The organism is Parvibaculum sp. (assembly GCF_019635935.1).
Classification (GTDB): Bacteria; Pseudomonadota; Alphaproteobacteria; order Parvibaculales; family Parvibaculaceae; genus Parvibaculum.
Genome location: NZ_JAHBYN010000001.1, coordinates 3,420,987 through 3,433,633, shown reverse-complemented (window position 1 = coordinate 3,433,633; position 12,647 = coordinate 3,420,987). Strand labels below are relative to the sequence as shown.

Here is a 12,647-nt window from a genome sequence, read left to right as displayed (position 1 = left end):
CGCCGCCGCCGCGTGCCACATTGGCGGCCAAACGGGCGGTTCCGATTACCGCCCGCGTCAAATTTCGAGGAGCCCACACATGAAATCCGAAGCCATTGTCGACTACGGGCAGGCGCTGAAAATCGTCGAGAGCGAAACGCCGAAACCGCAAGGCTCGGAAGTGCTGTTGAAGGTGACGCATTGCGGCGTCTGCCACTCGGATGTGCATATCCATGATGGTTATTTCGATATGGGTGGCGGCAACAAGCTCGACGTTCGCGGCGGGCGGCAACTGCCGTTCACGCTCGGACACGAGATCGAAGGCGAGGTGGTGGCCGTCGGGCCGGACGCTCAAGGCGTCGAGATCGGTGCGCATCGCGTTGCCTATCCGTGGATCGGCTGCGGCGAATGCCCCACCTGCAAGCGCGGCGACGAGCACCTCTGCAACAAGCCGCGCAATCTCGGTATTCATGTCGCGGGCGGCTATGCGACCCATGTGATCGTGCCGCATCCGCGCTATCTGATCGACTATACGGGCGTCGCGGATGGGCTGGCCGCCACCTATATGTGCTCGGGGCTAACGGCCTATGGCGCGATGAAGAAGCTCGGCGACATCAGCGCCGAGGAACGCGTGATGGTGGTCGGTCTCGGCGGCGTCGGCATGATGGGGCTGCAATTCGCCAAGGCGATGTTCCCCGCCGCACCGCTCGGCGCCGATGTCGACGACAGCAAGCTGCAGGCAGCCAAGGGATCCGGCGCGCACGAGGTCTACAATCCGAAGGACCCCGAAGCGATCAAGAAGGTACTTGCGGACACGAATGGCGGCGTACCCGCGGCGGTCGACTTTGTCGGATCGGAAGCATCACTCAAATTCGCGACCAGCATCGTGCGCAAGGGCGGACAGGTGGTGATCGTCGGGCTGTTCGGCGGCGGCTTCTCGATGCCGATCCCGATGTTCCCGATGCGCGCCCTGACGATCGGCGGTTCGTATGTCGGATCGCTCGGCGAGACGCATGAAATGATGGATCTGGTGAAGGCCGGGAAGATCGACCCGATCCCGGTCAGCGAACGGCCGCTCGGCCAGGGCTCACAGGCCCTCGACGATTTGCGCAAGGGCAGCGTGATGGGGCGCGTGGTGCTGAAACCGTGACTGCGGCCCGGTTCGGGAAACAGCAAACAACTGGAATATCGTTCGCAGAACAAATGTTCGACAGCTAGAATCGCGACGGCTGTCGAACGGCGCGCCTGCCTCTATAGTGATATTGGCATTTTCTGGATGGACGTTATCGGATGACGGAAAAAACTTTGGGGCACCGGTTGTGATAGTTGCCAAGGAACCGATTGCGGTCGCCGGCCCGTGGGTCACGGAACGGGAAATCCAGTATGTGACCGAGGCAGCGCGCACTGCCTGGTTCAAGGATCACTATGTTTTCAATGCGCGCTTCGAGAAAGCATTCGCTGAATACATCGGTGTGAAGCATGCCGTTTCCCTTCCCCATTGCACGGCGGCAATCCACCTTTCGCTCGCGGCGGGCGGTGTCGGCCCGGGCGATGAAGTGATCGTACCGGACGTCACATGGATCGCGTCGGTTGCGCCTGTGATCTATGTCGGCGCTACGCCGGTATTCGCCGACATCAAGCGCGACACATGGTGCATCGACCCGGCCTCGGTCGAAGCAGCAATTACCGAGCGAACAAAGGCGATTATCGGCGTCGACCTCTACGGATCGATGGCAGACTGGGCCGAACTGCGACGGATCGCCGACGCCCACGGGCTCCTGCTTATCGAGGACGCCGCAGAGTCCCTCGGATCCGAGTATGCCGGGCGCAAAGCCGGGGCACTTGGCGACACCGGCGTCTTTTCATTTCATGGCTCCAAAACCGTGACAACGGGCGAAGGTGGGATGCTCGTCACCAACGACGACCACCTGCATACGCGTGTGATGACGTTGCGCGACCACGGCCGTCCGCCGGGCGACAAGCTGTTCCTGAACGCCGAAGTCGGCTTCAAATACAAGATGAGCGCCTTTCAGGCCGCATTCGGGCTGGCGCAGATCGAGCGCGTTGAAGAGCTGGTCGCGAGGAAGCGCGAGATATTCTCCTGGTACAGGAATGCACTGGAGGGCGTGAACGGCATCACACTGAACGCGGAGCCAATGGGCACCGTCAATTCATACTGGATGGTCACGGTGATTCCCGACCCCACATATGGAATGGACAAATTCGCGTTGATGGAAGCATTCCGTGAGCGGAATATCGATACGCGCCCCTTCTTTTCACCTCTGTCCAGCTTGCCCGCCTTTGCAGACCGACCGGAATCTTCAGCTCATATGCCCGAACATCCTGCGGGGGAGGCAATCGCGAAGTTTGGCGTCAATCTTCCATCGGGATATCACATGACGCCTGAGTTGGTGCAGTTCGTCACCGATGCACTCAGGCAGATATTAAAGGCCTAATCTGGAAGTCCGCAAATGCCGAATGTAACAGTCGCCATTCCTGTCTACAACGGTGAAGCCTACCTTGAGCGTTGCCTCCTGTCGGTTCAAAGTCAGACGGAGGAAGATTTTGCAGCATTGATCTATGACAATGCGTCGAACGACGGCACACGGGAGATTGCGGAATCGTTTTGTCGTACCGACAGGCGATTCACCTACTACCGGCAATCCGAAAACCGGGGACCGACGAACAATTTTGTCGATGCACTGGCCGCCTCGACAACAGAGTTCTTCTTTTGGCTCGCACATGACGATTTTGTATCGCCAAACTACATTGCAGAACTGCACCGCCTGTTCACAGATTACCCACATATCAATCTCGCGGTACCGCGTGTTCTTTCAATCCACGAAGATGGTCGCGAGTATGGAGATACTCCGTGGCCAGACGGGATGCCGGCCGACCGGATAAGCCGGATTGATTGCCTGTTACGCAAAGCACCACCCAGCTGGTTCTACGCCCTCTGGCGCACAGAGACCGTGAGAGACGCTTTTGGTCGCGCTTGGGCACACTATCCGTATGGTTGGGGGTCTGATCATCTGACGATCTATACACAGATCATCCGCGACAAACTGGCCGGCACAAATGCCGCCTGCTTGACCCAGACGATCCAGCACCGGCCTGTGCGTATACGACCGCCCGTCAAGCACATGGTGGAACTGAGGTATTTGTTTAAGCAGTTCTGTCTCGAAGAAGCGATGCATCAGGACTTCACGCCCGGGGAGATGAAGCGTCTGCGCCCAATGATCAATGCTTATGCGAGTCATCGCTGCTATGGCTATCGCAAGATCGCTCGCCGGGCATTGCGGGAGTTCTCCCTCGCGCTTGTAGGAAAGAATCCTAGCTAAGGTAGACGAGCTCGAGATCTCTCCGACTGTCGAAGCCGAGATCTACCATCGCCTTGCGGGCAATTGCCGGATTGAGCGCCACGTAAAGTACGCCGATATCGGCAGACAACTCCTCCGGCGGCACAACGGGAGTGGCCAGATGATCGCGTCCGTGAACATGCGGATTGCGATCGACAAAGCAGACGGCGCCGCCACTATTGCGGATACGCGAAAAGACGAAAGTGCCGTACACGCCTGCCCCGTAGATCGCAACCTTTTTTCCCGCATTCCTTTCCTGCGCATCTGCAATGCACTTTTCTGCCTCGTGCCATGATGTGCAGCATTTTTTGAGTGCCAGGACGTTGGCCTCGATATCTTCTCTCGTCGGCAACGACACCTTCTCTTCGTCACCCTTGAGCACGGCGACGACGACATAAGCGCCCCTCAAGCGTATTGCGTCGAACTTCTCAAGCTTCATACCGGCACGATCAAGCGCCACTGCAACCGAGCTCTTGGTAAAGTGATTCAGATGATCGACGACGATCATATCGCCCGGATTCCCTACCACATCGGGAACGGAAAAGAAGAATCGACCTGAAGGGGAAAGGAGCCTAGCGATATCCGAGAACACCTCTACCGGCTCCCGCACATGCTCGAGAACGAAATGCGCCGTGATCAGATCGAAGTGGCCATTCCACTCCGCAGGCGTGGCGTAAGTCATCTGCTGTTCTACTGGCACCCAGTCTTGCCAGTAGGAACGATAGTCTTCGCTCACGTCAAAAACATGAGGCAGAATGTCGGATCGCCTCTGAAGGAGCCAATACAGCGACTTCGCTTTCGCCGCACCATAGTCCAGAACCACCGCACCCCGGGGGACATCAACGAAGTCGAGGATTAGCCCGGCCTGGTATTGTGTGCGGTAAACAGGTTTGCCGCCCACAATGTCATAGAGTTGGTCTGCGTCCTCGGAGGTCAGTGAAATCTGATACTCCGTGTCGTAAAATTTTTGCACGTCCGGCAAATCAGCAGACTGCATATGCCCACAGGATTGGCAGACATAAACCCGCGTGTCGACTTCAAGGATGCTCGAGAGCGACGTGACGGCAGGCGCTGGATGGTGATAGACAAGGTCGCAATTGTCCGACCCGCAAACGCAGCATTTCATGTTATTCATTCTGACTTTTTGAGGTTCGGTATTATATCCGAAAATTTTACGCCGGCAGCAAATGATCCGCACCACCCGATCCTTATTGCCGTAGGCTCGGCAAAGTTGAAGTATCTGAACTGCATGGACCACCGAGGCCGGTCGGATAAATTCTCCCCGGATTGGTGTAAAGTCAGAAAATCCATCAGCAGCAAATCACCGGGCTTCGAAAGGGGCGCGCATTTCTCATAGGCAGCAAGCCTTCTTTCCTCGTCGTCGAGGCGTAACCCATATGCTCCCTCGCGGGCGTTCTGCCCGCTTTCACTGAAAACCGGTACAATGCCTTCTCTGTGAGAGCCCCGCGCAATCTCGACCGGACCCATTTCCGGCGCGACCGGAAGAAGCGGCGACCAAAAAACGATGCCATCCAAGCTTCTCAACTGCGCGGGGAACTCCTGATGCCAAGGCGCGCGGAACTTACCCTCACGCGGATTGTCGATCCTAATGCCATATCCACCCGCCGCGATGCCCGGGATGGATCCGGCCCTCAAACCTCTAAACAACTCTTCATTGCGGCGATCAACCACAAGCCTCATGAAACCAAGAACCTGCTTGACGGCGTCGTAAATCTCACTCCCGATGCTCCGGTCCTTGGCAATAAGTGTCATGAATCCCGTAGTCATTGCCTCTAACGGCGTGTCGCAAGCAATCTTCAGGCCATGCCGCCTTGCGGACAACTCGACAATTTGCCGGATTCCCTCCTGGATCGGAGCGATCTCATTTTCGATGTCGTAGAATTCCGGGAGAAGAACAAATCCGTCATTCTGAAACGCAAGAACGGCACCTTCGGACAAGCCAGTTTTTGACATCATATCCTCGTTTCCAGAAACTGCCGCCAATCCAAGGTACGAGGGCGCAGCCGAGTGCGCGCAGCTCTACCTTCCGTCGCTATCAGATCGAGTATCGTCACGTATGGCGAAACAAAATTGTCTTCATTTCCCCACGGGGTCTTGCTGTAATCCATATACTCGACCGCAATACTTTCCCGCTCAAACGCCTCATGGTCCATATATCGTGCCGCGCCATGCCCCGTAACATAGGCCGTACCACCTACCGACTTCACCAGGTCGAGCACCCGCTGCCAGGACGTCCCGGACACATTCATCTCGCTCGATCGCTTGGTCTTTTCAGGCGCGACGCCGATAAATGAGGCGGGCAGCATGGCCGACTGAATAAGACAATTGGCGAGCGACGTCTCGCCAGTCGCTTTGTCGAAAAGCTCAAGCGCATCTGCCCTTGCCGCGAGTCCTGACAGGCTTTGGCGAAGCATCTCACGATGCGATGCGATCCATGCATCACCTGCCGGGCGCAGTTCGGCGATGGTTTTCCAAGCGCCTTTGTCCTTCAGCGGAATGGTCATCCACTTCCGATGTCGATTGATGTTCACCTGAATACGGTTCGTGAACGAACCTTTGGAGAACTGCACGTCATCCAACCAGATATAAACATCGGCGAGCATCATCTGCTCGAAGAATCCGGGCCACGGGAAGTACATCGGCTGCGATATGACAACACGGGTCATTCCTTCCGACCTTCCAGAAATATCTCCATGACGAGCACGTCACGCCATTCGTCCCCGTCGAAATAATGCCGCCGCCTCGTTCCTACATCGGAAAACCCAAGCGACTTGTATAACCCAATTGCCGGGAGATTCTGCGCCATGACTTCGAGCTCCACCTTGCGCAGTCCCATCACACTCCGTGCATGCGTCAGAATCAGTTCCACCGCTTGCCGTCCGACCCCGTGGCCGCGCGCAGTACTATCGACCGCAATACCGAGAGACCCGTTGCCTCCCTTCCCATGAACATTCACGATTTGCACATAGCCAAGACATTCGTCTGTCACGCCGTCCGCTATTACGAAGAACGCCCCTCTCGGTTCGGAAAGCCGTCGTTCAAGCCAGCCCTCCAAATCTTCCAACTCGGAAGGGTCTGGGTAAGCTAGAAGAAGGTGTTGCAAATCCACGCTACGCCGTATGCGGCCCAGAACCTCGCAATCGCTTCCCGACGGCGCGCGGAGCCTGACTGTGCGTGGGGAAGAAGACATTATGCAATGCACCTCAGATAGCCGCCCGGCGAAGATGACATGATTAGTTTGCCATTAATCACAGGATCTGGCTCGAAGCGGTCCGTCTCTCTTAGATAGTCATTCAGGGCCGACAGTGGTTCATTCCCTTTGAACCAGAGCTTTGAACGCTTCCTCGGCGCCTTTTCCTCGTCGACGTAGCCGACCAGCGTATCGGCGACAACGAGGTAGCAACCTTTGGTGACCAGAGGTCCATACGCCCGAAGTTCGGAGAGCACGTGATCTCGGGAATGGTCGGAGTCGAGGACGACCATAACCGATGCGCCATCCGGGATGTGCGATCTGACATTCTCAACGACAGCCGGATCGCTCGACGGACCTTCGATCATAGTCACACGTCGGGCCATCGGGTGCCGCTCGATCGTTTCCCTGTTGTGCACACGGATGTCAATATCGACGCCGATCACCTTGCCCTTGCCAATCAACTCCAAGATTGATGCCATAAAAAGAACCGATCCTCCGCGCGCGATTCCCGTTTCCAAAATAACATCAGGTTTTGTATTCCAGATGACCTCCTGCGTCGCCATGACATCGGCGGGCATTTGGATGATTGGTACGCCAAGCCATGTCCAAAGATAACTGTAGTCGTACCTATCGAGACCGAGAACGAGATCGAGGGATTGGCTGAACAAAGCACTATCCTGTCCAAGCGCAACAGACTGAGCGATGCGTTCTTCTTCGAATTTCTTGCGATCATCCTCAACGGACATATCTCGTTACCTTCATGTTCAACGGAGACCCCTTAACGACACTATGTCAGAGCACGAGAAGAATGTCAGGTAACACTCAACTCCGGCACCGCCGTCACAAACTTTGCTCCCCAATCGCGCGCGTAGGCGAGCTGATTCACCACCTCGGCCTTGATGTTCCATGGCAGGATCAGAACAAGATCGGGACGGTCGGCCTTCAGGTGCGCTTCGCCGACAATCGGGATGCGGCTTCCCGGCATGAACTTGCCCTGTTTCGACTGGGCTCGGTCGACGACGTAGGGCACGAGATCGGGGCGGATGCCGGCGAAGTTCATCAGCGTATTGCCCTTCGCCGCCGCGCCATAGGCACCGACCCTGAGCCCTTGGCGCTTTGCGTCGATCAGGAAGGAGACCAGATCGTCCTTCACTTTCTCAGCGCGGGGCTGGAAGCCACTGTAGAAAGCGGCCTCCGTCATGCCGGCATCGACCTCGCGTGCGAGAAGCGCGGCGACGCGTGGTGAGATTTCGTGGGCGCTTGCGTCGGCGCGACCGGCATATACCCGCAAGCTTCCACCATGCGTCGGCAATTCCTCGACATCGAAAACGCGAAGACCGTTTGCCGTGAATATGCGCAGGACGGCAGTCAGCGACAGATACGAATAATGCTCGTGATAGATGGTATCGAACTGATTTTCTTGTACCAGCCGCAACAGATGCGGGAACTCGAAAGTAGCGACGCCGGCAGGGTTGAGCAGCGCCGCGAAGCCGGCGACGAAGTCGTTAATGTCGGGCACATGGGCGAGAACGTTGTTGGCCGCCATCAGATCGGCGCACCTGCCAGCTACCGCGAGTTCGCCGGCCAGCTTGACACCGAAGAAACGTTCGTCGATTTCAATACCCTTGGCGCGCGCCGCTGCCGCTGTGCCCGCGGTCGGCTCAATTCCGTAACACGGGATACCGCGCGCCTTCACATACTGCAGCAGATATCCGTCATTGGCCGCAACCTCGACTACCATGCTTTCCGGTGTTAGATCAAAGCGATCGGCCATTGCCTCGACATAGGCCTTTGCATGCGCGAGCCAGCTTGTCGATGTCGCGCTGAAATAGGCGTAGTCCTCGGAAAAGAACTCTTCGCGCCCTGCGTGGTCTTCAGTCTGCACCAGCCAGCACGCCGTGCAGACGAGTACGCGGAGCGGATACCATGTTTCGGGGCCGTTAAGCGCCGCCCCGGTCAAATAGGAATTCGAAGGCGGCGCCGAACCGAGGTCGATAAACGGCAGTTCAAGCAGCGTTCCGCAATGCCGGCATCTCATTGTCCACTATCCTCGTCCAGGTCATCCAGCAGGGGGAAGCTCCTGTCCCTGTCCGACATTTCGGCGATTTCACGCGGCCACCGGATCGCAAGCGCCGGGTCGTCCGCCCGTACGCCGCCTTCACAGGCAGCAGCATAGGGTGCCGAGTGGAAATACAACATTTCGACATTGTCGGACAGCGCCTGAAAGCCATGCGCGAACCCTGGCGGAATCAACAGGGTCGTATCGTTGGCGTCCGACAGGATTTCTCCGTGCCAGTGGCGGTAGGTCGGCGACGACGGGCGCAGATCGACGGCCACGTCAAACACCTTGCCCTTGAGACAGGTGATGAGCTTCGCCTCTTCATAGGGCGCGGTCTGGAAATGCATACCGCGAACCGTGTCCTTGCGGAGGGTCAGTGTGCGGTTGATCTGGGCGATGTCCCAGATCCAGCCGGCGAAGGCCAGGTCATCCCTGCAGAAGAGGCGCTCGAGCCAGCCGCGCGCATCGCCGACGCGGTTGCGGCGGATGCTCTTGACACCGGAAAGCGGCGTCGACGAAACGACGAAACGATCAGTCATGCGCCGAGGTCCTTCTTGTACCTGTCCTCATAATCGGCGATCTGGGACAGGGTGAAAGTCTGCATGTCGTCGTCATGGTTGAGGGCACGATACCAGTCCGCCAGCCATTCGACGCTGGCCGAGCCAGGCAGCCGGTCGCGCCATCCGAGGATAGTGCGGGCGCGGCCCGAATCGATTTCGAGCGTCGCCATCTCATGCGGACCCTTCGTGTTGGCGGGCTTCCAGTCCGAGGCCACGCCGAGCGCGGCCTGAACGGCCTCAGCCAGCGCGGCGACCGTAACCGCCGGCGCATCGGGTGCCGGCCCGAAGTTCAGAGCGGCGGGAAGCGGCAAATCCTCCGTCAGACCGCGGACAAAGGCGAAATAGCCGCTCAGACAATCGAGCACGTGCTGCCAGGGCCTCGCCGCCGCCGGATTGCGCAACACCAGCGGCTTGCCGGCGTGGAGCGCGCGCCAGATGTCGGGCACCAGCCGGTCTTCGGAAAAGTCGCCGCCACCGATGACGTTGCCACCGCGTGCTGTCGCCACCCGAATGCCTCTTTCGGCAAAGAACGAGCGAGCATAGCTCGATACGACAATTTCGGTTGCCGCTTTCGATGCCGAATAGGGATCGTGGCCGCCAAGGGGATCGTCCTCGACGAAGGAAACGCCTTGTTCGGCGTTTTCGTAGACCTTATCGGTCGTCACGACCAGTATTGTCCGTAACGCCGATGCATCGCGCAGCGCGTCGAGCAGGTGAACGGTGCCCATGACGTTGGCGGCGAACGTCTCGACGGGTTCGGCATAGGAGCGCCGGACAAGCGGCTGGGCCGCCATGTGGATGACGATGTGCGGGTCTACGCCACGGACGGCGGCGCGTAGTGCATCGCGATCGCGCAGGTCGACGATATGGCTCGTCAGATGCTCCTCGACCGAGGCGAGCGCGAACAGATTCGGTTCGGTATCGGGCGCAAGCGCAAGGCCCGTCACCTCAGCGCCGAGACGCGACAACCAGAGCGCTGCCCAAGCGCCCTTGAAACCGGTGTGGCCGGTCAACAGCACGCGCTTGCCGCGCCAGAAGTTTGCGTCGAGACCGTCGATCGGCAAACCTAATCCCTCCAGACCTTCCAGGGCGCTCGGCCGGCCGCCCAGAGTTCCTCCAGATGGTTCTTCTCGCGCAACGTATCCATCGGTTGCCAAAATCCATTGTGCCGGAAGGTCATCAGCTCGCCGTCGCGTGCGAGGCCCATCAACGGGTCGCCCTCGAAGGCGGTCTCATCGGCGGCGATCCGGTCTAGAACCGATGGTTCCAGCGCGAAGAATCCGCCGTTGATCCAGGCGTTGTCACCCGGCGGCTTTTCGATGAAGCGTCGCACCACATCTCCGTCAATTTCCAGCGCGCCGTAGCGGCCGGGCGGCACAACGCTGGTCAGCGTCGCCGCCTTGCCGTGAGATTGATGGAAGGCGAGAAGTTTCGCGACATCGACATCGGCGACGCCATCGCCATAGGTCATGAAAAATGTCTTGCCGGGATCGAGATAGTCGCGCACGCGTTTGACGCGGCCGCCGGTCATCGTGTCGGCACCTGTGTCGACCAGCGTAACGCGCCAAGGCTCACGCGCCTTCTGATGAAATTCAATTTGTCCGGTCGCCGCGTCGATCGTCACATCGGACGAATGCAGCACGTAGTTCGCGAAGTATTCCTTGATCATGTAGCCGCGATAGCCGACGCAGATCACGAAATCGTTGAAACCAAAATGGGTATAGATTTTCATGATGTGCCAAAGGATCGGCCGTCCACCGATTTCGATCATCGGCTTGGGACGCAACTGGCTCTCTTCCGAGATGCGTGTACCGAGACCGCCCGCCAGTATTACAACCTTGGTCATTCGTTCCCCCCGGCGCAGATCAAAGCGCCTCGCGTAGCTGCTTCACGAAATTGGACAGGCCCGTCAGCCGGCGGCGCTTCAACCGCTCGGCGCGCAGGATCGCCTGCAATGCGGCAAAGGCACGGTCCACGTCGTCGTTGACGATGATGTATTCGTATTCCTGATAGTGGCTGATTTCGTCCGACGCCTTTTCCATGCGGGCTGCGACGACGTCCGACGGATCCTGGGCGCGGCGCTCGAGGCGCTTTTCGAGTTCCTGCGCCGAGGGCGGCAGGATGAAAACCTTGACCAGGTCTTCCGGCGCGCTTTCGTCGAGTTGCTGCGTCCCCTGCCAGTCGATGTCGAACAGAACATCGCGGCCTCTGGCCAGCGCATCCTCCACAGGCTTGCGCGGCGTGCCGTAGTAGTTGCCGAAGACCTTGGCGCTCTCAAGAAACTCGCCCTTGTTGCGCATGATGCCGAAATCTTCGGTGCTCAGGAAAAAATAGTCTTTCCCGTTCACCTCGCCCGGCCGCGGCTTGCGCGTGGTGGCGGAAACGGACATGTCGATTTCGGGATCGCTGTCGAGAAGACGGCGCGAGAGCGTTGTCTTGCCGGCGCCGGAGGGCGAGGAAAGAACCAGCATCAGGCCGCGGCGATGAATGTCGATTTCGGTCATTTCGGGCCCATCATTCCACGTTCTGGACCTGTTCGCGAAGCTGGTCGATGGAGGTTTTAAGTTCGAGGCCGATGCGGGTGAGACCGATATCGGCGGCCTTCGAACAAAGCGTGTTGGCTTCGCGGTTGAATTCCTGCGTCAGAAAGTCGAGACGGCGGCCGGCGGGCTCGGCACCTGCAAAAATTTCACGGGCCTGCGCGATGTGGGCGCCGAGCCGATCGATCTCCTCGCGCACGTCGGCCTTGGTGGCCAGCAGCGCCGCTTCCTGCGCCAACCGTTCTTCGGAAAGCGAGGACGAAGCGCCAAGAAGTTCGGCGATCTGTGCGGCGAGACGCGCCCGCATCGCTTCCGCCGTTGCGGCCGGCGAGGCGGCCGCCGCTTGCGTCAGACGTTCGATTTCGTCGACATGAGCGCCAAGCATCGCTTCGAGCTTCGCCCCTTCCTCGGCGCGGGCGCGAGCGAGCGCCGCCGCGGCTTCGCCGAACGACGCGACCACCGCATTTTCGAACGCCTGGCGCACTTCGTCGCTTTCCTCGGCAACATCGGCACTTTCAAGAACGCCCCTCAAGGCCAGAATGCCTTCGGGCTGCGGCGGCTTCATCTCGATGTCGCGACGCAGCTCGGCGATGGCGTCCAGCACGACCCGCAACGCCTCCTTGTTGACGCGCAGCGGCGCCGGCGCAGCGGAGCGGTCGACGGTGAGGCTCGCCTGGCAATTGCCACGCTTGAGGTGCCTTGCAAGTTCGGCCCGCAATTTCGGTTCGATCGCATCAAGCCCCGGCGGCAGGCGGAAGCGGACGTCGAGACCCTTGCCATTGACGCTCCGCAATTCCCAATGCCAGCGTGCAAGGCCCGCTTCGCCCTCGACGCGGGCAAAGCCTGTCATGCTGGTCAGCGGCATCGGGCCTCCTTGCAGGGAATCGTTGGTCGTTGCGGGACCGACTATAGCAGGCGCTGCCCGCAATTCGGCCT

At 59.0% G+C, this 12,647-nt stretch carries 14 protein-coding genes; 3 read left to right on the top strand and 11 right to left on the bottom strand.

From position 1 onward, the window contains the following. Positions 1-79: 79 nt before the first annotated feature. The 3 genes from KF719_RS16820 (at position 80) to KF719_RS16810 (ending at position 3,320) form a co-directional block, all read left to right on the top strand. Positions 80-1,129 (top strand): alcohol dehydrogenase, encoded by a 1,050-nt coding sequence (locus KF719_RS16820; protein ID WP_293510334.1) that lies wholly within the window; start codon positions 80-82, stop codon positions 1,127-1,129. A gap of 169 nt (positions 1,130-1,298) precedes the next feature. Further along, positions 1,299-2,435 carry a DegT/DnrJ/EryC1/StrS family aminotransferase gene (locus KF719_RS16815; protein ID WP_293510332.1) on the top strand — a complete coding sequence of 379 codons (1,137 nt, stop codon included), beginning with the start codon at positions 1,299-1,301 and terminating at the stop codon, positions 2,433-2,435. Positions 2,436-2,450: 15 nt separating this feature from the next. After that, the gene (locus KF719_RS16810; protein WP_293510331.1) at positions 2,451-3,320 is read left to right on the top strand and encodes a glycosyltransferase family 2 protein; all 870 of its coding nucleotides are present in this window, start codon (positions 2,451-2,453) and stop codon (positions 3,318-3,320) included. Here the strand turns inward: KF719_RS16810 and KF719_RS16805 are convergent. From KF719_RS16805 to KF719_RS16755, 11 genes are all read right to left on the bottom strand, one after another. Continuing rightward, entirely contained in the window at positions 3,313-4,473 is a 1,161-nt protein-coding gene (locus KF719_RS16805; protein ID WP_293510329.1) for a class I SAM-dependent methyltransferase, read from the bottom strand. The two genes, KF719_RS16810 and KF719_RS16805, sit on opposite strands and share 8 nt — an antisense overlap. Continuing rightward, a complete protein-coding gene (locus KF719_RS16800; RefSeq protein ID WP_293510327.1) occupies positions 4,470-5,315 on the bottom strand; it encodes a phytanoyl-CoA dioxygenase family protein in 846 nt (281 codons plus the stop codon). The genes KF719_RS16805 and KF719_RS16800 overlap by 4 nt, the downstream gene beginning before the upstream one ends. Beyond that, complete coding sequence (locus KF719_RS16795) at positions 5,312-6,025, bottom strand: WbqC family protein (protein ID WP_293510325.1); 714 nt, start codon at positions 6,023-6,025, stop codon at positions 5,312-5,314. The genes KF719_RS16800 and KF719_RS16795 overlap by 4 nt, the downstream gene beginning before the upstream one ends. After that, on the bottom strand, positions 6,022-6,549 hold the full coding sequence (locus tag KF719_RS16790) for a GNAT family protein (protein ID WP_293510324.1): 528 nt from the start codon (positions 6,547-6,549) through the stop codon (positions 6,022-6,024). Before KF719_RS16790 ends, KF719_RS16795 begins: the two co-directional genes overlap by 4 nt. Beyond that, positions 6,549-7,298: a CmcI family methyltransferase gene (locus KF719_RS16785; protein WP_293510322.1), complete on the bottom strand. Its 750-nt coding sequence runs from the start codon at positions 7,296-7,298 to the stop codon at positions 6,549-6,551. The genes KF719_RS16790 and KF719_RS16785 overlap by 1 nt, the downstream gene beginning before the upstream one ends. A 65-nt stretch (positions 7,299-7,363) precedes the next feature. Next, positions 7,364-8,590, bottom strand: a complete 1,227-nt coding sequence (locus tag KF719_RS16780) for a class I SAM-dependent methyltransferase (protein WP_293510320.1) — start codon at positions 8,588-8,590, stop codon at positions 7,364-7,366. Then, positions 8,587-9,150: a dTDP-4-dehydrorhamnose 3,5-epimerase gene (gene rfbC / locus KF719_RS16775; RefSeq protein WP_293510318.1), complete on the bottom strand. Its 564-nt coding sequence runs from the start codon at positions 9,148-9,150 to the stop codon at positions 8,587-8,589. The genes KF719_RS16780 and rfbC overlap by 4 nt, the downstream gene beginning before the upstream one ends. Next, positions 9,147-10,235 carry a CDP-glucose 4,6-dehydratase gene (gene rfbG / locus KF719_RS16770; protein ID WP_293510316.1) on the bottom strand — a complete coding sequence of 363 codons (1,089 nt, stop codon included), beginning with the start codon at positions 10,233-10,235 and terminating at the stop codon, positions 9,147-9,149. Before rfbG ends, rfbC begins: the two co-directional genes overlap by 4 nt. A gap of 2 nt (positions 10,236-10,237) precedes the next feature. Then, positions 10,238-11,017: a glucose-1-phosphate cytidylyltransferase gene (rfbF, locus tag KF719_RS16765; protein WP_293510314.1), complete on the bottom strand. Its 780-nt coding sequence runs from the start codon at positions 11,015-11,017 to the stop codon at positions 10,238-10,240. A gap of 19 nt (positions 11,018-11,036) precedes the next feature. Next, the gene (gene gmk / locus KF719_RS16760) at positions 11,037-11,675 is read right to left on the bottom strand and encodes a guanylate kinase (RefSeq protein ID WP_293510312.1); all 639 of its coding nucleotides are present in this window, start codon (positions 11,673-11,675) and stop codon (positions 11,037-11,039) included. A gap of 10 nt (positions 11,676-11,685) precedes the next feature. Further along, entirely contained in the window at positions 11,686-12,576 is an 891-nt protein-coding gene (locus KF719_RS16755) for a YicC/YloC family endoribonuclease (RefSeq protein WP_293510310.1), read from the bottom strand. Positions 12,577-12,647 lie beyond the last annotated feature (71 nt).

What these genes read in the sequence shown, in the direction of transcription:
- KF719_RS16810 (WP_293510331.1), top strand. Translation starts at nt 2,451, where the DNA reads ATGCCGAATGTAACAGTCGCCATTCCTGTCTACAACGGTGAAGCCTAC.
- KF719_RS16805 (WP_293510329.1), bottom strand. Translation starts at nt 4,473, where the DNA reads ATGAATAACATGAAATGCTGCGTTTGCGGGTCGGACAATTGCGACCTT.
- rfbC (WP_293510318.1), bottom strand. Translation starts at nt 9,150, where the DNA reads ATGACTGATCGTTTCGTCGTTTCGTCGACGCCGCTTTCCGGTGTCAAG.
- KF719_RS16785 (WP_293510322.1), bottom strand. Translation starts at nt 7,298, where the DNA reads ATGTCCGTTGAGGATGATCGCAAGAAATTCGAAGAAGAACGCATCGCT.
- KF719_RS16820 (WP_293510334.1), top strand. Translation starts at nt 80, where the DNA reads ATGAAATCCGAAGCCATTGTCGACTACGGGCAGGCGCTGAAAATCGTC.
- gmk (WP_293510312.1), bottom strand. Translation starts at nt 11,675, where the DNA reads ATGACCGAAATCGACATTCATCGCCGCGGCCTGATGCTGGTTCTTTCC.
- KF719_RS16790 (WP_293510324.1), bottom strand. Translation starts at nt 6,549, where the DNA reads ATGTCTTCTTCCCCACGCACAGTCAGGCTCCGCGCGCCGTCGGGAAGC.
- rfbF (WP_293510314.1), bottom strand. Translation starts at nt 11,017, where the DNA reads ATGACCAAGGTTGTAATACTGGCGGGCGGTCTCGGTACACGCATCTCG.
- KF719_RS16780 (WP_293510320.1), bottom strand. Translation starts at nt 8,590, where the DNA reads ATGAGATGCCGGCATTGCGGAACGCTGCTTGAACTGCCGTTTATCGAC.
- KF719_RS16795 (WP_293510325.1), bottom strand. Translation starts at nt 6,025, where the DNA reads ATGACCCGTGTTGTCATATCGCAGCCGATGTACTTCCCGTGGCCCGGA.
- KF719_RS16800 (WP_293510327.1), bottom strand. Translation starts at nt 5,315, where the DNA reads ATGATGTCAAAAACTGGCTTGTCCGAAGGTGCCGTTCTTGCGTTTCAG.
- KF719_RS16755 (WP_293510310.1), bottom strand. Translation starts at nt 12,576, where the DNA reads ATGCCGCTGACCAGCATGACAGGCTTTGCCCGCGTCGAGGGCGAAGCG.